Annotated in this window: 11 protein-coding genes and 1 pseudogene; 9 read left to right on the top strand and 3 right to left on the bottom strand. The window is 59.2% G+C overall.

The window, feature by feature from the left end; translation table 11 throughout:
- Nucleotides 1-219 precede the first annotated feature (219 nt).
- Nucleotides 220-537, top strand: a complete 318-nt coding sequence (locus B347_RS0119275) for a hypothetical protein (protein WP_026014293.1) — start codon at nt 220-222, stop codon at nt 535-537.
- A 97-nt stretch (nt 538-634) separates the two neighbouring features.
- Here the strand turns inward: B347_RS0119275 and B347_RS0119270 are convergent, their stop codons facing one another.
- The 3 genes from B347_RS0119270 to araD1 form a co-directional block, all read right to left on the bottom strand.
- Nucleotides 635-2,218 (bottom strand): aldehyde dehydrogenase (NADP(+)), encoded by a 1,584-nt coding sequence (locus B347_RS0119270; protein WP_019411335.1) that lies wholly within the window; start codon nt 2,216-2,218, stop codon nt 635-637.
- A 132-nt stretch (nt 2,219-2,350) separates the two neighbouring features.
- Nucleotides 2,351-3,907, bottom strand: coding sequence for a UxaA family hydrolase (locus B347_RS0119265; RefSeq protein ID WP_019411334.1), 1,557 nt, complete (start codon nt 3,905-3,907; stop codon nt 2,351-2,353).
- Nucleotides 3,908-4,085: 178 nt separating this feature from the next.
- Nucleotides 4,086-5,084, bottom strand: a complete 999-nt coding sequence (araD1, locus tag B347_RS0119260) for an AraD1 family protein (RefSeq protein WP_019411333.1) — start codon at nt 5,082-5,084, stop codon at nt 4,086-4,088.
- A gap of 129 nt (nt 5,085-5,213) precedes the next feature.
- Between araD1 and B347_RS0119255 the strand changes: the two genes are divergently transcribed.
- The 8 genes and pseudogenes from B347_RS0119255 to B347_RS25255 form a co-directional block, all read left to right on the top strand.
- Nucleotides 5,214-6,149: a LysR family transcriptional regulator gene (locus tag B347_RS0119255; protein ID WP_019411332.1), complete on the top strand. Its 936-nt coding sequence runs from the start codon at nt 5,214-5,216 to the stop codon at nt 6,147-6,149.
- A gap of 257 nt (nt 6,150-6,406) precedes the next feature.
- Nucleotides 6,407-7,462, top strand: a complete 1,056-nt coding sequence (locus B347_RS0119250) for an NADP(H)-dependent aldo-keto reductase (RefSeq protein ID WP_019411331.1) — start codon at nt 6,407-6,409, stop codon at nt 7,460-7,462.
- 15 nt (nt 7,463-7,477) lie between these two features.
- Nucleotides 7,478-8,878 carry an LLM class flavin-dependent oxidoreductase gene (locus tag B347_RS0119245; RefSeq protein ID WP_019411330.1) on the top strand — a complete coding sequence of 467 codons (1,401 nt, stop codon included), beginning with the start codon at nt 7,478-7,480 and terminating at the stop codon, nt 8,876-8,878.
- A gap of 177 nt (nt 8,879-9,055) precedes the next feature.
- The gene (locus B347_RS0119240; protein ID WP_019411329.1) at nt 9,056-10,708 is read left to right on the top strand and encodes an ABC transporter substrate-binding protein; all 1,653 of its coding nucleotides are present in this window, start codon (nt 9,056-9,058) and stop codon (nt 10,706-10,708) included.
- 13 nt (nt 10,709-10,721) lie between these two features.
- Nucleotides 10,722-11,702 (top strand): ABC transporter permease, encoded by a 981-nt coding sequence (locus tag B347_RS0119235; RefSeq protein WP_019411328.1) that lies wholly within the window; start codon nt 10,722-10,724, stop codon nt 11,700-11,702.
- Nucleotides 11,699-12,562 carry an ABC transporter permease gene (locus tag B347_RS0119230; RefSeq protein ID WP_019411327.1) on the top strand — a complete coding sequence of 288 codons (864 nt, stop codon included), beginning with the start codon at nt 11,699-11,701 and terminating at the stop codon, nt 12,560-12,562. The genes B347_RS0119235 and B347_RS0119230 overlap by 4 nt, the downstream gene beginning before the upstream one ends.
- Nucleotides 12,559-14,271: a dipeptide ABC transporter ATP-binding protein gene (locus B347_RS0119225; protein ID WP_019411326.1), complete on the top strand. Its 1,713-nt coding sequence runs from the start codon at nt 12,559-12,561 to the stop codon at nt 14,269-14,271. The genes B347_RS0119230 and B347_RS0119225 overlap by 4 nt, the downstream gene beginning before the upstream one ends.
- 333 nt (nt 14,272-14,604) lie before the next feature.
- Nucleotides 14,605-14,811 (top strand): annotated as a pseudogene (locus B347_RS25255) (type VI secretion system tip protein VgrG); the annotation flags it as partial.

The raw sequence follows: 14,811 nt of genomic DNA, 5'->3' as shown, positions 1-14,811 counted from the left end.
GATTGGTGCACACGTCAAACCCGTTAAAAACTATCCCGAGAAGGGCACAAGCATGGATAAGTACTTCGATAATTCAGGGTTATTTAAGGCTGCTTCGTTGGCACGAAGTGGATCACTGGGGAGCGCTGTGGCTGCCTGGGAGCTGAAAAATCTTGCTCTGAATACGAAGGAATTTTTGATATGTCCAAAGAACTACTCGGAGTATCTGCTCTAGGGTTGATGGTGCTTGGCGAGTTTTGCGCAATCTACAGTGAAGTCGTCACTGCCAAACTCGCGCAAACAGGCAGTCACTCATGGGAAGCGTTTGCCGTGCCCGTGGTGTTGATGTGTTTTGCCGGTCTTTGCTTGTTGGGTGCTTACTGGTTGGGCTATGTCGTGGTCGGTGATATTTGGGTGGTGACGGTGGTGTCGGTCACCTCCTTGCTGTTACTGGAGCCGATAGTGGTGTGGTGGCTGTTTCACGAGGCTCCCGCTCGCGGTGCGCTGATCGGGTTTTGCTTGGGCGCATTGGGAATGTTGGCGACCGTGCTTCTGTAGAACGAGAACCGCACGGATGAGGGTGACAAACGTCACCCTCAAGTCCGTGGCCGCGAACAGCGCGCAAACGGTTATTGACGCGGCTGAGCAGTAACGGTCAGTTCAACGCCTCGCGGCTAGGCTGACCGTTGAGCAAACGCTGGATACCCAGCGGGTTGGCGTTTTTGAGCGCGTCGGGCAGCAGGCTGTCCGGGTAGTTCTGGAAGCAGATAGGGCGCAAAAAGCGGTCGATAGCCAGACTGCCCACCGATGTCCCACGGGCATCTGACGTTGCCGGGTATGGCCCGCCGTGCACCATTGCATCACTCACCTCAACCCCAGTCGGGTAGCCGTTGATCAACAGGCGACCTGCCTTGTGCTCAAGTACCGGCACTACGTCAGCGAACGCCTGCAAATCGGCCGGTTCGCTAATCAGCGTCGCAGTCAGTTGGCCATGCAGGCTGTGCAGCGCTTGTAGCAACTGCGCCTTGTCGGCTACTTCAACGACAATGGTGGTCGGGCCGAAGACTTCTTCCTGTAACACTTCTGCGCCATTGATCAGCAGGCTTACATCGGCTTGGAACAGCTGTGGATTGGCCTGATTGCCCTGTTGCGGCGAACCTGCAAGATGGCGGATGCCGTCGACCGAGGCCAAGTGGCTGACCCCTTTGGCGTAGCTCTTCAGGCCCCCGGCATTGAGCAGGGTATGTGCCGGTTGCGCGCTGAAAAACTGGCCCAGCGCATCGACAAATGCGCTGAACTCAGGCGAGGCAATCCCCAGCACCAGACCTGGGCTGGTGCAAAACTGACCGGCGCCCAGCATCACTGAGCCGCCCAAGTCCTTGGCGATGTGTGCGCCGCGCTGTTTCAAGGCTTCCGGCAGCAGCACGACCGGGTTGATGCTCGACATCTCGGCAAACACCGGAATCGGTTGTGGCCGTGCAGCGGCCATGTCGCACAGAGCGCGACCACCCGACAGTGAACCGGTAAAACCGACCGCTTGAATCAACGGGTGCTTAACCAGTGTTGCGCCAACTCCGGCGCCGTAGATCATGTTGAACACCCCGGCAGGCATGTTCGTGCGTTCTGCGGCACGCACGATGGCTTGCGCCACCCATTCGGCAGTCGCCATGTGCCCGCTGTGCGCTTTGAACACCACAGGGCAACCTGCGGCGAGCGCAGCGGCGGTATCACCCCCTGCGGTCGAGAATGCCAGCGGAAAGTTACTGGCGCCAAACACCGCCACTGGACCGACGCCGATGCGGTATTGGCGCAGGTCTACGCGCGGCAGAGGCTGACGGTCGGGCAGGGCCTGGTCGATGCGGGCACCATAAAAATCGCCGCGACGCAGTACTTGGGCGAACAGGCGCATCTGGCCACTGGTTCGCCCGCGCTCGCCCTGAATCCGCCCGGCAGGCAAGGCTGTTTCGCGGCAGACGATGGCCACGAATTCGTCACCCAGCGCGTCGATTTCTTCGGCAATGGCGTCTAAAAACTCGGCGCGGCGGCTGGCTGGCAGGCCGCGAAAGGCTGTGAATGCAGTGCTGGCAGCATGGGCGGCAGCGTCGACTTCAGCGTCGGTAGCTTGAATGAACTGATAAGGCAGCGCCTCACCGGTGGTGGCGTCCAAGCTTTGCAGATGAACAGAGCCAGCGCCGCTGCGCTGGCCGCCAATAAAGTTTTGGCCGGTAATCTGGGTCATGTAAGCGTCCTTAAATAGTCAGGCATTTAAAAATCACTGTAGGAACTGGCGCAGGCCGCGATCTTTTGATGTTGAAAATCAAAAAAATCGCAGCCTTCGGCAGTTCCCACGGGACGATGATTTGGCGATTACTCAGGTAATCGCCCCGATCTGCCACGGCACAAACTCGTTTTGGCCGTAACCGTGCTGCTCGCTTTTACTGCGCTCGCCAGAGGCGATGCGCAGCATCATGCGGTAGATGTATTCGCCACGTTCTTCGATGGTCATGCTGCCGTCAGCAATCCCGCCGCAGTTCACGTCCATGTCTTCTTCTTGGGTTTCCCATAGACGGGTGTTGGTGGCCAACTTGATCGATGGCGAGGGCGCGCAGCCGTAAGCCGAGCCGCGCCCGGTGGTAAAGGCAATCAGGTTGGCGCCGCCCGCGACTTGTCCGGTGGCAGAAATCGGGTCGTACCCTGGTGTGTCCATAAACACCAGTCCATGGGCGCGTACCGTTTCGGCATATTCGTAAACGTCGACCAGATCGCTGGAGCCTGCTTTGGCTACCGCGCCAAGGGATTTTTCAAGGATGGTGGTCAACCCACCGGCCTTGTTGCCCGCTGACGGGTTGTTGTTCAACTCGGCGTTCATGCGCGTGCAGTAGTCTTCCCACCAGTGAATACGCTTGATCAGTTTCTCGCCCACTTCGCGGCTGACCGCACGGCGCGTGAGCAAGTGCTCGGCGCCATAGATCTCCGGGGTTTCGGACAGAATAGCGGTGCCGCCTGCGGCAACCAGACGGTCCACCGCATTGCCCAATGCGGGGTTGGCGGTGATGCCCGAATAACCATCCGAACCGCCGCACTGTAGGCCGATGATCAAGTGCTTGGCGCTCACCGGCTTACGCTCTACGCGGTTAGCGTCGGCTAACAGCGACTTAACCTGTTCGATGCCGCTGGCAATGGTTTTAGACGTGCCGCCGGTGCCCTGAATGGTGAATGCGCGCAGGAACTCGCCTTTTTCCAGCCCTTGTGCTGCTAGCAAATCAGCGATCTGGTTGGTTTCGCAGCCCAGGCCGATCATCAGCACCGAGGCGAAGTTGGAGTGGATGGCATAGCCGCCCAAGGTCCGGCGCAACATGGCTAGGGCTTCACCGCCCGGATCGACCGCGCAGCCAAAGCTGTGGGTCAGGGCCACCACACCATCGACATTGGGGTAGTCGATTAGCGCTTGGGGGTTGATGTCGCGGCGAAAGTGATCAGCGATGGCCTTGGCCACCGTTGCCGAGCAGTTCACTGATGTCAGAATGCCCACGTAGTTGCGGGTGGCCACGCGGCCATCTGCCCGCACGATGCCCATAAACGTATCGTTGGCCGGGGTCTCGATACCGCGCGCGTCAACGCCAAAGGCGTAGTCACGAGAGAAGTCACCCATGGCCAGGTTATGCACGTGTACATGCTCACCGGCCTTGATCGGTTGGCTGGCGAAACCAATGATCTGACCGTAGCGGCGCAGCGGTTCGCCTACCTCTAGGTCGCGGGTTGCGATCTTGTGGCCAGACGGAATCGCATTCAATGCTTCAAGCCCTTCGGCTTCTAGCACGAGGCCCTTGGGGATGGGCTGACGAGCAATCAGCACATCGTCTAGCGGGTTGAGTCGGATCACGGCATTGGCAGCATTTTCGCTGCCTATTTTAGTTATAAGTTGCATCACAGTTACCTCAGTGAAATGCAGAGCCTCAGGCCACAGTGGTCAGCCGTATGGCATCTGCGACTTCAGCGGCTTGAGGCGCAGATGCGGATGCAGTTTTACTGTTCATGTTCATCTCGCCTTTTTATGTTTTTTATCCAGCGGGAAGCGGGCCTTGGTACACCCCCGCTAAGTACTTCTACAGCGTTGTGACCGTGCCGGCAGGCAGTTCAGCGGCGCCTGCCTGAATGCCGTTGATCAGCGGTGCGCCGAATTCAGGCATGCTGATTTCGAACCGGTCGCCTTCCTGAGTCTGAATATTGTCGGCCACCGACAGCGTGGCGGTGCCAAAGAAATGCACGTGCACATCGCCGGGACGCAGGAACTGGGTGTACTTGAAGTGGTGGTATTCAAGGTTTTCTAGGCTGTGGCACATGTTGTCCTCACCGCTCAAAAACTCTTTTTCCCAGACCACTTCGTTGTCGCGCAGGATGCGGCTCATGCCGGTCAGGTTGCGCGGCAATTCACCCACACGCAATTCAGGGCCGAAACTGCAATTGCGCAGTTTGGAGTGCGCGAGGTACAGGTAGTTACGGCGCTCCATCACATGGTCAGAAAACTCGTTACCCAAGGCGAAGCCCACACGATACGGCTTGGCGTCGTCACCGATCACGTACAGGCCGGTCAGTTCGGGCTCTTCGCCGGCATCTTCTGCGAAGGGAGGTTTGTCAAAAGCGCTGCCAGGGCGTACTACGATTGAGCCGTCACCCTTATAGAACCATTCTGGTTGAACGCCCACCGTGCCGGATGCCGGACGGCCGCCCTCAATGCCCCACTGGAAAATACGCGCGGTATCGGTCATGGCGGATTGATCCGCAGCATTTTGCTGGTGCATTTTGTCGCGCGTCGAGGCGCTGCCCAAGTGGGTCAAACCCGTACCGCTGATTAGGCAGTGGGCCGGGTCTTGATGGTCCAGTGGCGGCAGCACGCGGCGTTCTTCGAGTAGCTGGCGATAGCTTAGCGGGCTTTCCTGAGTGCCTCGGGCCAGCACTTCTGCGACCAGACCCTGGCCTTTGCGAATGGCGCTAAGGGCTAATTCACGCGTGTTTTCGGTGCCCAGCACGATGTGGATCTGATCACCCTCGACCACGGCGACATGGCGCTGGCCTTGAGCTGTTTCAAATTGGATCAAACGCATGACGTGAACTCTTCGCAATTAATTTTTAGGGTGCAGCTAGTTAGCTCCATCTGGCGTTCACTTTAAATTTTGTGAGGGATGCTGCCTAATGACAGATGCTGATTGAGCGATAACCAATAGTCATCCCCTATGCTGCCATCCCTCACTACCATTATTTCTCGACTGCGCCTCAAGCAACTGCGGTTGCTGATTGCGCTGGACGAATTCGGCTCGCTGCACAAGGCGGCAGAGTCGGTAGCGATTACCCAGCCCGGCGCGACCAAGGCGCTGCACGAAATAGAATCGACCCTGGGCTCAACTCTGTTCGAGCGCACGACCAAAGGCCTGACCCCCAATGACCTGGGGCGTTGCGTAATTCGCTATGCGCGTTTGATCCACACCGACGTGGCGCACCTGCGCGAAGAAATGCTTGGCATCATGCAAGGCCATGGCGGGCGGTTATCGGTGGGGGTGATCATGGGCGCAGTGCCGGCGCTGGTGGAGTGCCTGGCGCAATTGCGCGCCAAGCAGCCGCAGTTATCGGTCGAAATCGTCGAAGACACCAGCGCCCGACTGTTGGCGTTGCTCGATCAAGGGCGGCTGGACGTAGCAATCTGCCGTACCAGTGTCAGCAAACACCCAGCAGCGTATGACTGCCGCTTTCGTGACCAGGAACCGTTGATTGTGGTGGCCAATACCGCGCACCGCTTTGCTGACCGGAGCACCTTGTCGTTAAGTGAACTGGCGGACTCTTCGTGGGTGGTGTTCCCGGTCAACATGCCCATGCGCTTGACCCTGGAGCGCGAGTTCAGAGAGGCCGGGCTTAGCTTTCCGACCTACCCGATAGAAACCTCGTCGACCTTCACCACGCTCTCGCTGTTGCGCCAAGACCCGCAACTGGTCGCCGTAATGCCCATAGACGTCGCGCAAATGGCCGTGAGTCATGGCATGTTGACGCGCTTGGCGCTGGAACTGAAATCACGCAGCGAGCCCTATGAAATCGTCACCCGCCAGGGCGTTGCACTGAGCGCGCCAACCCAATTGCTGATTGAGGAACTGACCCGCAAGCCCACACAAACCCCGTAGGAGCGAGCTTACTCGCGATCTTCTGATCTTTTAAAAAGAGCGCGAGCAAGGGTGTGTTGTTGGTGATTCAACAGTTGATAAACACATTGCATGGCGCTCAACACGTGCGTCGCACGAGAATAAACCGTTAACCCGCAGTGGCAGTTGCCCGTTATTACGTTAGTGCCCGTGGCATGTTCGGTGCATAAGTCTTTGGCAGTGACAAACACCTCAAGTGTTTAACGTGATTGCATTACTGCCTGCTAAAAGGACTTCCCATGTATTACCGTCAACTGGGCAACAGCGACATCAATGTCAGTGTTCTGGGCCTTGGCACCATGACCTGGGGCCATCAGAACAGCGAAAGCGATGCCCACCAGCAGATCGATCTGGCGCTGGCCGAAGGCGTCAACCTGATCGACACCGCCGAGATGTACCCCACGCCCACGCGCGGCGAAACCTGGCGCACCACCGAACGTTACTTAGGTAACTGGCTGGCGGCGAACAGTGCGCGCCGTGCAGACATCGTGCTGGCGAGCAAAATTGCCGGTCCGGCCCGGGAACCCGGTGGCCAGTTGCACATTCGTGACGGCCTAACCCGCCATGACCGGCGCAACATCGTCGAAGCCCTGGACGGCAGCCTTAAGCGCCTCAACACTGACTACCTCGATCTTTATCAACTGCACTGGCCAGATCGCCCGACGAATTTTTTCGGGCAGCGCGAATACCCGTATGTCGAAGACACGCAAAGCGTGGCCATCGAAGAAACCTTGTCGGTGCTGGCCGATCAGGTCAAGGCGGGCAAGGTGCGGCACATCGGTGTCTCCAACGAAACACCGTGGGGCGTGGCCGAATTTATCAAGCAGAGCGAGCGCCTGGGGCTGCCGCGAATTGTCAGCGTGCAAAACCCCTACAGCTTGCTCAATCGCCTGTATGAGGGCGGCCTGTCGGAATTCACCCATCGCGAAGGTGTGGGGCTGCTGGCGTACTCGCCGTTGGCGTTCGGCACATTGACGGGTAAGTACCTGGGCGGTGCGCGTCCCGAAGGCTCGCGCTTGGCAGCGGTGTATCGAACCTTCAGTCGCTACGACAGCGAGCTGGCGCAAGAAGCCATCGCCGGTTATGTGCAGATCGCCCAAGAGCACAACCTGACGCCTGCGCAATTGGCCTTGGCATTTGTCATCAACAAACCCTTTGTTGCCAGCGCCCTGACCGGGCAGACCAGCCTGGTTCAACTGCGCGACAACCTCAGTGCGCTCCATGTCACCCTCAGTGAAGAGATATTGGCCCGGATTGAGGCCATCCATCAGCGCATCCCTAACCCGGCGCCATAGGAAGGAGTACGGGCGATGCCCAAGCAACTGCACGTCAACCTGTTTGAAATGAATTGCGTGAGCCATATCGTTCACGGCTTGTGGGTTCACCCCGAGAACAATCGGCACCGCTTTAACGACCTTGATTACTGGACTGAACTCGCTCAACTGTTGGAGTACGGGACGTTTGACGGGGTGTTTCTGGCAGACGTCATCGGTACTTACGACCGTTTTCGTGATGGCCCGCAAACGTCATTGCGCGAAGCCATGCAGATCCCCAGCAACGACCCGCTGATGGTGATTCCAGCCATGGCCGCAGTGACCAAGAACCTGGGCTTTGGCGCGACGTTTTCGACCACTTACGAACCGCCGTTCGCCTTTGCCCGGCGCATGAGCACCCTTGATCACCTGACCAAGGGCCGGGTGGGCTGGAACATCGTCACCTCCTACCTGCCCAATGCAGCCCGCAATTTCGGGCATGCCACCGAGGTGGTACACGATCATCGCTATGAAATCGCTGATGAGTACCTGGATGTGCTCTACAAACTGTGGGAGGGCTCCTGGGACGATGATGCGGTGATCCAGGACCGCGAACAGCGTGTGTACACCGACCCGCAAAAAGTGCGTTACATCAACCACGTCGGCGAGCACTTTCGCGTTGCTGGGCCACACCTGTGCCAGCCCTCGCGACAGCGCACCCCCGTGTTGTTTCAGGCAACCGGTTCACCGGCGGGTATCGAGTTTGCAGGTCGACATGCCGAAGTGGTCTTCACCGGCGGACTGGATGCCCAAGAGGTACGCGCCAACATCCAGGCCATGCGTAACAAGGCCGTCGCCCATGAACGGGACCCGGCGGGTTTAAAGTTCATCGTCATGGCCGGCGTGATTGTGGGGCGCACCGACGAAGAGGTCAGTCGCAAGCTCGACAGCTATCGCAAATTGATGAGCGTTGAAGCATCCCTGGCCCATGCGCAGTCGGCCATTGACCTGACGGCCTACCCCAAGGATGCGCTGATCAGTGATTTGCTCGAACTCAAAGTTGAAGGCTGGGAGAGCTTGCAGCGCTACAAACCCGAGTGGACCGTGGGTACGGTGTTGGCCCAGTTTTCTGGGTTTAACCGGGAGCGATTCTTCGTGGCGGGGACACCGACGGTGGTGGCGGACGAAATCGAAAAGTGGCTGGATGTCGACGGCATCGACGGGATTAACTTGCGCCAGTACCTGTCGTTCGAAACCGCCCGGGACTTTATCGAACTGGTGATCCCGGAACTGCGTCGTCGGGGTCGTTTTCGCGAGCGCTACAACGAAGGCGAAACCCTCCGCGAGCGCTTGTTTGGGGCTGGGCAGACGCGCTTGCCAGATGACCATTTCGGCGCCCGTTATCGCGACCCTGCGCTGTTACAGCAGCCGGCTAAACCCTTGCGATTTACCCGGTAAACCGAGACGGCGTAGCAGTTGCCGAGCTTTGCGGCAACTGTTGGCCCTCCAACAGTCGCTGCACACACTGTTGCTTTTAACCCCCTTCCCAAACCCATTCACGCCTATTTACTGGGCTAAAAACCCGGCATGCCTTGTGCAACAGCCTTATTCCCGGACTTAAGGCAGCAGGCCCTCATGCGCGATAACTTATCTTCTATTCGACACCTCCCATTGCTCGGTATCGCGGCCCTGTGCTCTGTGTTGATCGGCTGTGGTCAGCAAACGTCAACCGTCACGCGCAGCGACAAGCCGGTCAGCGGCGGCACCCTGATTTATGCCACCGACCGTGAACCTACCTGCCTCGACCCTCACGTGTCAGGTGATATGCCGCAGGTATTCATCGGCCAGCAATACCTCGACTCGCTGGTCTCGATGGACGCGCAAGGCCAAATCGGCCCGTGGCTGGCCACGCGTTGGGAGGTGTCTGCCGATGGCTTGGATTACACCTTCCATTTGCGCGATGACGTGCACTTCACCGACGGCACACCGTTCAACGCTGCTGCGGTCAAGGCCAACCTTGATCACATGGCCAACCCCAAAACCCAGTCGAGCACGGCTGGCGGCTATATCCGCCAATACCGCAGCACTGACGTGATCGATGAGCACACGGCGGTGGTCCATCTGGCCACCCCCTACGCGGCCTTTTTGGAAGTACTGGCGCAGGGCTTTCTCGGTATCGAGTCGCCCACCGCTTTGCTGCGCTCGCGAGACGAAAACTGTGAAAGTCCAGTTGGCAGCGGCCCGTTCAAAATCGTCCGTTGGGACCGTCAAAGCCAGGTCGAACTGGTGCGCAACGCTGATTACAACTGGGCGCCGCCGACCGCCAAGCATCAAGGCCCAGCTTGGCTGGAACGGATCGTCTGGAAGTTCATTCAAGAACCTTCCGTTCGATTCGCCTCGTTGCAAGCAGGGGAGGTGGATGTGATTGAGTCATTACCTCCTGAGTCCCACGAGGCTGCGCGGCGCAATCCCGATCTCACCCTGCTGGTGGCGTTGCGTCCCGGCAACCCTACCAACGGCACACTGAACATTACCCGCGCCCCGTTCGATGATCTCAAAGTGCGTGAAGCCTTTGTGCGCAGTGCCGATGTCGTGGGCGCCCTCAAAAGTGTGTATTTCAATGAGTTCCCGCGGGCAGGTGGTCCGCTGAGTTCGGCGACTCGCTTCTACAGTCCGGATTTCGAACACGCTCAGGAGTACGCCCCGGCTCGCGCTGCCCAACTGCTGGATGAAGCCGGTTGGACCGGGCGCGATGCCGACGGTTACCGAACCCGTGACGGCAAACGCCTGCAAGTGCATGTGGTGATGGGCAACCGAACGCCGCCCTCGGAAGTCACGCTCTGGGAGCAGGTTCAGGCCACCACACGCCAAGCCGGTTTTCAGCTGATTGTCGAGCTGATGAGTGATGTTCAAGCCACAAAACGCCAGGCTGACTGGGACTATGACGTGCGGCTCGGGTATTGGAATACCAATACTGCCGACGTGCTGCGGATCATTTTTGGCTCTGAGTTCATTCGCCCTGCCGGTGTCGGCGGTTATCACCAGAACACCGCAGGCTTCAACGACGCGTCGTTTGACGCGCTGATCCAGCAAGCCTTGGCTACGCAAGATCCTGAACAGCGGCGTGCGCTGTATTACAACGCTCAACAGATTGCCTCGAACCAGTACCTGCAACTGACCACTTACCCGCAAAGCTCGCGTCTGGGGATCTACAAGACCACCCAAGGTGTGCGACTGGAGCCGTCTCTGGCGGTGACGTATCTGTATGACGCTTGGGTCAACAAATGAAAAGGGTGAACAAATGAGCCAAATAAAAGCGGTGAACCCACAACACGAACGCTGGGCACAATTGGGCCGGCGAGCCGTGTGGCGGCTGGCCGGTGGGGTGCTTGTGCTGTGGGCTGTGGCGACCCTGACCTTTTTTGCCCTGCGCCTGATACCGGGTGATCCGGTGCTGGCGATCCTCGGCGGCCAAAGCGCCAATCCCACCCCTGAAACCATCGCCGAAGCTACCCGTGAATACGGTTTGGACAAGCCTCTGGCGGTTCAATATGGGCTGTATCTGGGGCGCCTGGTCCAGGGCGATTTGGGGGTTTCTTACTCTCAACATTTACCTGTCACCAAGGTGCTTGCTGAACAGTCTTGGGCGACGCTGCAACTGACCTTCACCTCGCTGCTATTGGCATGGCTGCTGGTGTTGTTGCTGACCGTACTCACCGCGGGGCGGCGGCGCTGGGTGTCCAATCTGGCATCGCTGGCCGAAACCCTCTCAGCCGCATTGCCGCATTTCTGGATCGGTATTTTACTGCTGGCGGTGTTTGCCTTTGGTTTGCGCTGGTTCCCACCTGCTGGTAGCGATGGCTGGCGCACGTTGGTATTGCCGTCTTTAGCGCTGGCGATTCCGCTCGCGGGGTTTATCGCTCAAGTGACCCGCGAGTCACTGGAATTTACCTTGGAACAACCCTTCGTCCTGACCGCCCGCACGCGCGGTTTGAGTGAGACGGCTGTGCGTTTCAAGCACGCGCTGCGGCATGCGGTATTGCCCGGTATTTCATTATCGGGTTGGGCCATCGGCGCCTTGATCAGCGGTGCAGTGGTGATTGAAGTGATCTTTTCGCGCAAGGGGCTGGGCCGCCAGCTGTATCAGGCGGTGCAGGCGCAGGATTTGCCGCTGACCATCGGCATCAGTCTGGCGGTCGCCGCCGTCTATGTGCTGGCCAACATTGTGGTCGACCTGTTGTACCTGTGGGTCGACCCTCGTCAACAGGGGAAAACAGCATGAGCGCATTGACGTTGGAGACCCAACTGCCCGGTATTCGGGTGCAGCGTGTAGCCCGCAACGTACGACTGGGGCCTTTGTTGGCGTTTGGATTTTTGCTGTTTGTGATCATCGCGGCGCTGGTGCCGCAACTCTTCGCCCACAGCAACCCCTTGGCGATTGTGCCCAATGACGCGTTTCACCCTCCGGGGTGGGGCCACTGGTTCGGCACCGATCAGTCGGGGCGCGATATTTTCTCGCGGGTGATTTACGGCACACGCCAGTCATTGTTGATCGGTTTGGCGGCCACTGCGCTGGCCATGTCTGTCGCGATTGCTCTGGGGTTACTGGGCGGGCTGGGCGGCCCTCGGCTGGATCGCGGGGTTAATTGGCTGCTGGAAATTCTATTCGCGTTCCCCAGCCTGATACTCGCGCTGCTGTTTGTCGCGGTATTTGGCAGCGGTATCGGGCCGCTGATTGTCGCCACCGGATTGGGTACGGCACCCGGCTATGCGCGGATGGTGCGCGGTCAGGTGTTGGCAGTGCGTCATTCGGGCTACATCGAGGCGGCTGTCGCCCTTGGTCACCCGACGTGGCGGATTATTGTGCGCCAACTGTTGCCCAATGCCATGCGCCCGCTGATTGTGACCCTGACCATGGGCGTCGGCCAGGCAATTGTCTGGGCCTCGGCCCTGAGTTTTCTGGGCTTAGGCGCACCACCGCCAGCGCCGGAGTGGGGGACCATGCTGTCCATGGGCCGCGACTTTGTGGCAAACGCTTGGTGGCTGACCTTCTTCCCCGGGCTATTCATCGTACTTACCACGCTGTCGACCACAGTCGCCGGTCGTTATCTGCAACAACGCCTGGAGGGTCGTCTGTCATGAGCGATAAACATTTGATCGTCGAGGGCTTGTCCATCGAATTTGGCGGCCAGTCTGTGGTGCGCAATGTGTCTTTCACCCTGGCCCCCGGCAAGACCCTGGCGTTGGTGGGGGAGTCGGGCTCAGGCAAAAGCGTGACAGCCCGCAGCCTGATTGGCTTGGCCGGTGCGGGGGCGCGGGTGACTGCACGCACCTTAAGTTATGGCGGCCAAGACTTGCTCGCGTTGTCCGAACGCGGCTGGCGCGGGTTACGGGGCAAAGGCATTGGCTTTGTGTTGCAGGATGCACTGGTCTCACTCGACCCCTTGCGGCCGGTGGGCAAGGAAATTCTCGAAGTCCTCAAGACCCACAACTGGGGTGATCGGCGCAGCCGCCGCGAGCGGGTCATCGAATTGCTTGAGAAAGTCGGCGTGCCCGAGCCTGAACTGCGTGCTCGCCAGCGTCCCGATCAGCTGTCTGGCGGTCTGCGTCAGCGGGCATTGATTGCCAGTGCGTTGGCGATGAGCCCAGGCCTGGTGATCGCCGACGAACCGACCACCGCGCTGGACGCCACGGTACAGGCGCAGATTCTGCAAGTGCTGCAAGAGATCAAGGCGCGCGGCGACTCGCTGCTAATCATCAGCCATGACTTGGCCGTGGTCGCGCAATTGGCGGATGAAGTGCTGGTGCTGCGCCACGGCGTGGTGGTCGAGCAAGGGCCTATGCAGCAGGTGTTACGTAACCCGCGTCACCCCTACACCCAAGCGTTGTTGGACGCGGTGCCCGCCGAGCATGCGCGGGGTACGCGCCTGTCCCCACAAGGCAGTGCTCAGGCGGTGGCACCTCGTCCCGCAGCCGACTCGCCGGTGTTGCTCAAAGCCACGGGGCTGGGCAAGCGCTACACAGCCCCTGATCAGCAACCGCGTCAGGTAGTCGATGACGTCAGCTTTGAACTACGGGCGGGGCGCACACTCGGCATCGTTGGAGAGTCCGGTTCGGGCAAAACCACCGTTGCGCGTATCGTCCTCGGGCTGCTGGAGCCGGATGCCGGTCAGGTGCAGTTTCTTGGCCATGCGTGGTCGGGCGTGGGAGCTGATCGGGTGCTGGAAAAGGACCGCCGATTGCATCGGCGTGACATCAGTGTGATCTATCAAGACCCCCTCAGTTCGTTCGACCCGCGCTGGAGCATCGGCCAGATCCTCGCGGATGCGTTGGATGTAGCAGGTGTCAGCGCATCGCAACAGCCAGCACGGATCAGTGAATTGTTGGAGCAGGTACGCCTGCCTGCCGATCTGGCCACGCGCAGGCCCTTGCAATTGTCAGGTGGGCAACGCCAACGCGTGGCCATCGCCCGAGCAATTGCCAGCAACCCGAAGGTGATTATTTGCGATGAGCCAGTCTCCGCACTCGACGTCTCGGTGCAGGCGCAGGTGTTGGATTTGCTCGCAGACCTGCAAGCGGCGCTGGGGCTGGCGTATCTGTTTATTTCCCATGACCTAGGTGTGATTCGCCACGTCAGCGACCAAGTCTTAGTGATGCGCCACGGCAAGGTGGTGGAAAGCGCGCCGGTCGACGTACTGTTCGAGAATCCCCAGCACGCCTACACCCAGCGCCTGTTGGGTGCCGTGCCACGCCTGCCGGGAGCCGGCAGCGAACTGGTCGTGCCGCCCCTTGAAGCGGAAAGCACGGCGTGGCTATTCGATGAATCGCAGCTGTGGAAAATCGCGATCTAGGCCGGTGCTTGTTATCGAACAGCCGTGGTATCGATCAAGGCATTGAATGTCGCAGCTTTCACAATGCCGAACGGAGGTTCTACAGAAGGGTTCTCCTGGCACGGATGCCGGGAGAACCTTGACCGCAAAAAGTCGTAGGTCTTCATGTCTCAGCGCTTGCGCAAATACGGACTACATCTAACACGCCCAAACTCCTACCCGATATTCGCCTAAAGCCTTGGCAGGCAAAGACTCGCCCTACATCAAGCCTCCACGCCGCCCTTGCACACTTGCGCACTTATAAAGCCCTGATGTTTTGTTACATCAGGACGACCGCAGCGCAAGGAATCGCGGATGTCACGCTCACAGCCCACGTTTCGTTTCAGCCTGACCTTTGATGGCTTTAACGGCGACCTTCAGGTCTTGTCCTTTAGCGGTAAAGAATCCCTCAGCACGCCCTACGCCTTTGATCTGGTACTGGTCAGCGAGCGTGCCGACCTGGACTTGGTGGCGCTGTTGCACACACCGGCCTTTTTGGCCTACGGCGCCGGGGGAGCAGGG

The organism is Pseudomonas psychrophila HA-4 (assembly GCF_000282975.1).
GTDB classification, from domain to species: domain Bacteria; phylum Pseudomonadota; class Gammaproteobacteria; order Pseudomonadales; family Pseudomonadaceae; genus Aquipseudomonas; species Aquipseudomonas psychrophila_A.
This window is presented reverse-complemented; position numbering and strand designations above follow the sequence as displayed.

Bases quoted from the DNA above. Each gene is read 5' to 3' on its own strand.
- B347_RS0119265 (WP_019411334.1), bottom strand. From the start codon at position 3,907: ATGCAACTTATAACTAAAATAGGCAGCGAAAATGCTGCCAATGCCGTG.
- B347_RS0119275 (WP_026014293.1), top strand. From the start codon at position 220: ATGGTGCTTGGCGAGTTTTGCGCAATCTACAGTGAAGTCGTCACTGCC.
- araD1 (WP_019411333.1), bottom strand. From the start codon at position 5,084: ATGCGTTTGATCCAATTTGAAACAGCTCAAGGCCAGCGCCATGTCGCC.
- B347_RS0119270 (WP_019411335.1), bottom strand. From the start codon at position 2,218: ATGACCCAGATTACCGGCCAAAACTTTATTGGCGGCCAGCGCAGCGGC.
- B347_RS0119255 (WP_019411332.1), top strand. From the start codon at position 5,214: ATGCTGCCATCCCTCACTACCATTATTTCTCGACTGCGCCTCAAGCAA.
- B347_RS0119235 (WP_019411328.1), top strand. From the start codon at position 10,722: ATGAGCCAAATAAAAGCGGTGAACCCACAACACGAACGCTGGGCACAA.
- B347_RS0119245 (WP_019411330.1), top strand. From the start codon at position 7,478: ATGCCCAAGCAACTGCACGTCAACCTGTTTGAAATGAATTGCGTGAGC.
- B347_RS0119240 (WP_019411329.1), top strand. From the start codon at position 9,056: ATGCGCGATAACTTATCTTCTATTCGACACCTCCCATTGCTCGGTATC.
- B347_RS0119250 (WP_019411331.1), top strand. From the start codon at position 6,407: ATGTATTACCGTCAACTGGGCAACAGCGACATCAATGTCAGTGTTCTG.
- B347_RS0119225 (WP_019411326.1), top strand. From the start codon at position 12,559: ATGAGCGATAAACATTTGATCGTCGAGGGCTTGTCCATCGAATTTGGC.
- B347_RS0119230 (WP_019411327.1), top strand. From the start codon at position 11,699: ATGAGCGCATTGACGTTGGAGACCCAACTGCCCGGTATTCGGGTGCAG.